This is a genomic window from Variovorax sp. CAN15, from assembly GCF_030462475.1.
Classification (GTDB): domain Bacteria; phylum Pseudomonadota; class Gammaproteobacteria; order Burkholderiales; family Burkholderiaceae_C; genus Variovorax.
Genome location: NZ_JASMRZ010000154.1, coordinates 1 through 5003 on the forward strand (window position 1 = coordinate 1; position 5003 = coordinate 5003).

Genomic DNA, 5003 nt, shown 5'->3' on the forward strand with positions numbered 1-5003 from the left:
GCCAGCCTTTTGAACGCAGCGCCGGATCTCGCGCAACGTGTCGCACAAGACCTGGGCATGGAACTCCCTGCGCCGTTGCCCAAGGCTCTGGAGACGCCGGCTGCGCCAGAGGTGGAGGCGTCGCCCGCGCTTTCCCTGATGGCCCGGCCCGGCGATGGCGGCATTCGCACGCGCAAGGTGGCCGTGCTGATCGACCATGGCGTCGAGGGTGCATCCTTGCAAAAGCTGATCACTTCCCTCTTTGCAGCGGGTGCCATCCCGCGTCTGATTGCCGCCCGTCTCGGCACCTATGTCGGTGCAGGCGGCGAGAAATTCGAAGCCGATGCAACGATGGAAAATTCGCCGGGCTTCCTTTTCGACGCCCTCGTGTTGCCGGACGGCGCCGAGGCGGTCGAAGCGCTCGACGCCGACGCCCACACCCTCGAGTTCCTGCGCGACCAGTACTGGCACTGCAAGACCATTTTGGCCTTCGGTGCTTCGGAAGCGCTGCTAGCTGAAGCGCAAATCCCCCTGACGATGCCAGATGGCGCAGAAGACCCTGGTCTCATCCTCGTTGACGCTGCCGGGGCGGATGAAGGGATAGCTTCCTTCATTGCCGCAATGGGCGCTCACCGTCACTTCGGGCGTGAAAACGATCCGCCGAAGGCCTGATCAAACGACACCTCGCCCCCTCGGGGGCGACCTACGAAAGGAGTCATCATGAAACAAAGCGGTGGTCAGAAACAGATGTCCCCGGTCAACATCGACCAGGCTCGGGCCGTCGGTGAGGACAGCCCCGCCGAGGGGAGTGGCATGGGGCGCGAAGCGAACAAGTCACATGGTTACCCGGGTGAGGAGGCGCAGGCAAACGTGGAGCAGTCAGCCGACGTCTCCTCCCCGCAAGGGCAAGCTGACTCAGTTGAGTCTCAAGCGGGCACTCAAGCTCGCGATGAGGCGATCCGGCAGGCCGCCTATGAAGCGTACCTGCGTCGGAATGGCGCGCCCGGCGACGCAACCAGCGACTGGCTTGAGGCTGAAGCGAAGGTGAATCAACAAAGCGGTACATAGACGAAACATGTGCCGCCATCTACATAAAAGAATCACCGCAGCGGAGCTAAGCCCATGATTGGCATCGTCATCCCGGCGCACAACGAAGAACAGGCCATAGGCACCTGTCTTGCCGCTGTCCGACGTGCTGGGCAGCACAGTGCCTTGATGGGCGAGCCAGTGGAAACGGTCGTTGTTCTGGACGACTGCACCGACGCAACTTGTGTGCTGGCTGCCGCTGCCGGTGCGATGACGGTCAGCGTTCGCGCACGCAACGTCGGCATGGCGCGCGCCGTGGGAGCACAGGCCCTGCTTGCGCGCGGCGCTCGATGGCTCGCGTTCACCGATGCGGATACCGTGGTCTCCGAAGCCTGGCTGGCCAACCAGCTCGCATTGCAGGCCGACGTGGTGTGCGGCACGGTTGGCGTCCAGGACTGGTCACCTCACGGCTGCAACGCCGAGTTGCTCCAGGCGCACTTCAGCGAAACCTATTTCGACCGGGACGACCATCGTCATGTGCATGGGGCAAACCTAGGCGTGTCTGCAGATGCTTACCGAAGCGTTGGCGGTTTCAAACATCTCGTATGCGGAGAAGACGAAACATTGGTAGCGGCGTTGGTCGCCTCGGGCTATCGGGTTGCGTGGAGCTCGTTGCCGCGCGTGGTAACGAGCGCGCGCGTAGACGCGAGAGCACCGGGTGGGTTCGCCGGCGCCTTGTTGAATGCCGTAGCACAGCGTCTAGCCGGGGCTGCAGCTCCGCTGCAGCCTGCGGCGATTCCGCCGTGAAAATTGACGCACCTATAGCCAAAGCGGATGCATGAGCGATCTTCTTGAACTGTTTGCCCGCGAGTTTCCGGTGTGGCACATGGTTGTGCGCGGCACCGTCGTCTACTGGTTCCTGCTTCTTGTATTTCGATTCGTCCTGCGCCGCGACATTGGATCGATGGGCGTGGCCGACCTGCTGTTTGTGGTGCTCGTCGCGGATGCCTCGAGCAACGCGATGCAGGGCGAATACAAGTCCATCAATGACGGCTTGGTACTGCTTTCCACCTTGATCGCCTGGAACTTTGTGCTCGACTGGCTTAGTTTCAGGTCGCCCGCAGTTGCAGCATTTCTAGAACCGCTGCCGGAAGTGCTGGTACGCCACGGCCAAGTCAACCGGCGCGCCATGAAGCGAGAGATGATTACGCGTGAAGAGCTTGATGGCAAATTGCGCGAGCAAGGCGTGGAAGATATAGCGGAGGTGCGCATCGCCCGTCTTGAAAGCGATGGCACCCTCAGCGTTTTCAAGAGGGGGGACAATGGCAAGTCGCCGCCCGGCGGCGCCTCTCGAGGGCCGGGCGTCCCTGGTGCTTGAGCGCAACTCAGATCTTCTCTCGTATTCCTCATCCACTCCTCTCCTCGTCTTTGTCCGACGCTATGCAGTGAAGACGCGAAAGCCTGCTTCAATCGTTCTCCAGTAACGCCTGTGCATCCTTGGCTTTCTGTACTACCGCTGTCATTCCAAAGAACTAGTAGGTCACGCCTTCATAGTCCACGTCGCTCGAGTGGCACGTTCGCCTTCTTCCGAGCGTCAGGGCGCAGCGCAATGCGAAAGCGTTAACGCGCCGAGAAGAGGCGCGCGGGCCAGCATTTGCCTCGAAAAAACGGATCTTTTGGCCGAATGTCAAAAAACCATGCGAGCCTCGGAAAGCTGGATTTGGCCAGCGAAAGCGCCTACTCTGCGGTCATGTCGTCTTCAATTTTCGATCTTGACCTTCCTGTAGGTTGGGAGTGCTATGTCACGCTGACGCAAAACGCCGATGATGCTTTCGTGGGAAAGGCTGAGCTGTGCCAGGGAGGAGAAGCTCGCTGCGTGTTCGTGATTGCACAGCAGGAAAGTCGAGAGACCGCCCGCGCACGCCTGCAGTTCCGCGTCGACTACTTCATTCAGGAATGGGAATCGCGCCTCGCAAGCGAACACAGTAACTGAAGACTGAATACTTGGAGGACCGTCATGCTTTCTCCTGCTGGACGTAGCGGACTGCGCGCTCAAGAACTGGCGATTCGCCTGGGATGCGAAGTACGGGAAACCCTTCCTAAAGTTGGGTGGTCGCAGCCCGCGCTCGTTGGAGCAAAGGAAGAGCTCGCCACGCAGCTCAAGTCCGCCGGCGGTCGCTGGAACTCATCAGACGAGGCGATTCTGTTTCCGACTTGGTCAACCCTAGAAGAAGTGCTCGAGGAAATTCTCGAAAACCGGCGCATCTAAGCTGCTTGACAACGTGAGGTCTGCAAACACCCGCGCCTGTCTACTTCTCAATTGTGTGAACGAAGCAGAGTTTGTGTCCCTCGGGGTCGAGGCAGTACGCGGCATAAAAGTCCGGCGCGTAGCGCAGCCGCAAGCCAGGCAGGCCCTGGTCCACGCCGCCATTTGACATCGCGGTCTGCCAGGCGGCGTCGACCGCGGACCGCGCGCCGGCCAAGAAGCTCACCTGCGTGCCATGGCCCACCGAGGCCTCGCCGCCGGCGAACGGCGTGCCGACAACGAACTGCGGCCAGCGCCGCCCCGGTATCCGCCAAACGAGTCCCGCCGGTCCCACGGCCTCAAGGGGCACTGTGCGTTCGAGGCCGAAATGAACCAGCACGCGGTCGTAGAACGCGCACATCCGCGGCAGGTCTCTCGCGCCGATCTGGATGTGGGCGAACATGGCGACTGTCTCAGATGAACGGTACGCCGCCCGTCACGGGGATCGTCGCGCCGGAAATGTAGCTTGCCTGGTCAGAAGCCAGCAGAACGTACACCGCCTGCAGTTCAGCGGGCTGACCCGGACGCTTCATCGGCGTCTGGGTGCCGAACTCCCTCACCTTGTCCGGCGGCATCGTTGAAGGAATCAACGGCGTCCAGAAGGGACCAGGTGCTACGCAGTTCACACGGATGCCCTTTTCGGCCAGCAGTTGCGCCATGCCCCCTGACATGTTCTGGATGGCGCCCTTCGTTGCCGCGTATGCCACGAGCGTGGCGTTCGGCTTGTCCGCATTGACTGAGGCGGTGCTGATGATCGCACTGCCCGGCTTCATATGCCCCGCGGCGGCCTTGCAGAGAAAGAAGTTGGCATAGACATTGGTGCGAAAAGTGCGGTCGAACTCTTCTGCGGTGATCTCTCCAAGATCTTTATGACTCATCTGGAACGCCGCGTTGTTCACCAGGATGTCTAGCTTGCCGAAGCGCTGCACCGCCGTGTCGACCAGCTTCCTGCAATGCGCCTCGTCGCAAATGTCCCCCGGCACTGCAACGCACAGCCGTCCCTCGCGTTCGACCAGCCTCTTGCAGGCCTGCGCGTCGTCCTCTTCCTCCGCCAAGTACGAGATCAGTACGTCGGCGCCTTCGCGCGCAAACGCGAGCGCCACGGCACGGCCAATGCCGCTGTCGCCGCCCGTGATCAACGCGGCCTTCCCATTTAGCTTGCCGCTGCCGACATAGGAGGACTCGCCAAAGTCGGGTCGCGGTGTCATCTTCGACTCCAGACCGGGGGGAACCTGCTCCTGGGTGTCGAAGGGTGGGCGGGGGCCTGCCTGCTGAGGATGTGTCATGGTGCGCTCCATTTTTTAATGAAATCAATGCTCAAGTTATGCATCGGTCCTCTTGCTTCCATCGGACAAATGCTCGACCTCATGCCTTAGCTTCGCGAATCAGCGGGCGCTCATGCCCCGTTCTAAAAACGCGCCGCCACCGCGGCCTGCGCAGCAGCAACACGGTCCATCGCGAAGGTCTACTCTTCCTTGATCCCGGCCTGGCCGGCCGGCGGGCGCGGCACGGAGATTGCTGCGCGAGCGACATCGTGCGTGCGAGGTTCGAAACCTCACATCTCGTTGTTGCTTGCCCTACCCGTTGATGGCGTCGGCGGCAGCCGAATCCTCGATCCCGGCGTGGTGGCGATGCCGAATACCTCCGGACATTGGGCCATCAGCATGGCTTGGCGCCTCGCTGTCTGCGTGCC

General features: G+C 61.5%; 8 protein-coding genes. 6 read left to right on the top strand and 2 right to left on the bottom strand.

Features of this window, described 5'->3' with window-relative positions; all coding sequences use genetic code 11:
* The 6 genes from QMO14_RS32780 to QMO14_RS32805 all read left to right on the top strand — a co-directional run.
* A partial coding sequence (locus QMO14_RS32780; protein WP_301512296.1) for a DJ-1/PfpI family protein occupies positions 1-651 on the top strand: 651 nt, incomplete at its 5' end.
* 48 nt (positions 652-699) lie between these two features.
* A complete protein-coding gene (locus QMO14_RS32785) occupies positions 700-1047 on the top strand; it encodes a DUF2934 domain-containing protein (RefSeq protein WP_301512297.1) in 348 nt (115 codons plus the stop codon).
* 54 nt (positions 1048-1101) lie between these two features.
* The gene (locus QMO14_RS32790; protein ID WP_301512298.1) at positions 1102-1812 is read left to right on the top strand and encodes a glycosyltransferase family 2 protein; all 711 of its coding nucleotides are present in this window, start codon (positions 1102-1104) and stop codon (positions 1810-1812) included.
* 31 nt (positions 1813-1843) lie between these two features.
* Positions 1844-2383: a DUF421 domain-containing protein gene (locus QMO14_RS32795; protein ID WP_301512299.1), complete on the top strand. Its 540-nt coding sequence runs from the start codon at positions 1844-1846 to the stop codon at positions 2381-2383.
* Between the two features lie 306 nt (positions 2384-2689).
* On the top strand, positions 2690-2998 hold the full coding sequence (locus QMO14_RS32800; protein WP_301512300.1) for a hypothetical protein: 309 nt from the start codon (positions 2690-2692) through the stop codon (positions 2996-2998).
* Between the two features lie 24 nt (positions 2999-3022).
* Positions 3023-3274: a hypothetical protein gene (locus tag QMO14_RS32805; RefSeq protein WP_301512301.1), complete on the top strand. Its 252-nt coding sequence runs from the start codon at positions 3023-3025 to the stop codon at positions 3272-3274.
* Between the two features lie 40 nt (positions 3275-3314).
* Here QMO14_RS32805 and QMO14_RS32810 read toward each other — a convergent pair whose 3' ends face one another.
* Both QMO14_RS32810 and QMO14_RS32815 read right to left on the bottom strand, forming a co-directional pair.
* The gene (locus tag QMO14_RS32810) at positions 3315-3713 is read right to left on the bottom strand and encodes a VOC family protein (protein WP_301512302.1); all 399 of its coding nucleotides are present in this window, start codon (positions 3711-3713) and stop codon (positions 3315-3317) included.
* Between the two features lie 10 nt (positions 3714-3723).
* Entirely contained in the window at positions 3724-4596 is an 873-nt protein-coding gene (locus tag QMO14_RS32815) for a glucose 1-dehydrogenase (RefSeq protein WP_301512303.1), read from the bottom strand.
* Positions 4597-5003 lie beyond the last annotated feature (407 nt).

What these genes read in the sequence shown, in the direction of transcription:
- QMO14_RS32800 (WP_301512300.1), top strand. Translation starts at nt 2,690, where the DNA reads ATGTCAAAAAACCATGCGAGCCTCGGAAAGCTGGATTTGGCCAGCGAA.
- QMO14_RS32790 (WP_301512298.1), top strand. Translation starts at nt 1,102, where the DNA reads ATGATTGGCATCGTCATCCCGGCGCACAACGAAGAACAGGCCATAGGC.
- QMO14_RS32805 (WP_301512301.1), top strand. Translation starts at nt 3,023, where the DNA reads ATGCTTTCTCCTGCTGGACGTAGCGGACTGCGCGCTCAAGAACTGGCG.
- QMO14_RS32785 (WP_301512297.1), top strand. Translation starts at nt 700, where the DNA reads ATGAAACAAAGCGGTGGTCAGAAACAGATGTCCCCGGTCAACATCGAC.
- QMO14_RS32795 (WP_301512299.1), top strand. Translation starts at nt 1,844, where the DNA reads ATGAGCGATCTTCTTGAACTGTTTGCCCGCGAGTTTCCGGTGTGGCAC.
- QMO14_RS32815 (WP_301512303.1), bottom strand. Translation starts at nt 4,596, where the DNA reads ATGACACATCCTCAGCAGGCAGGCCCCCGCCCACCCTTCGACACCCAG.
- QMO14_RS32810 (WP_301512302.1), bottom strand. Translation starts at nt 3,713, where the DNA reads ATGTTCGCCCACATCCAGATCGGCGCGAGAGACCTGCCGCGGATGTGC.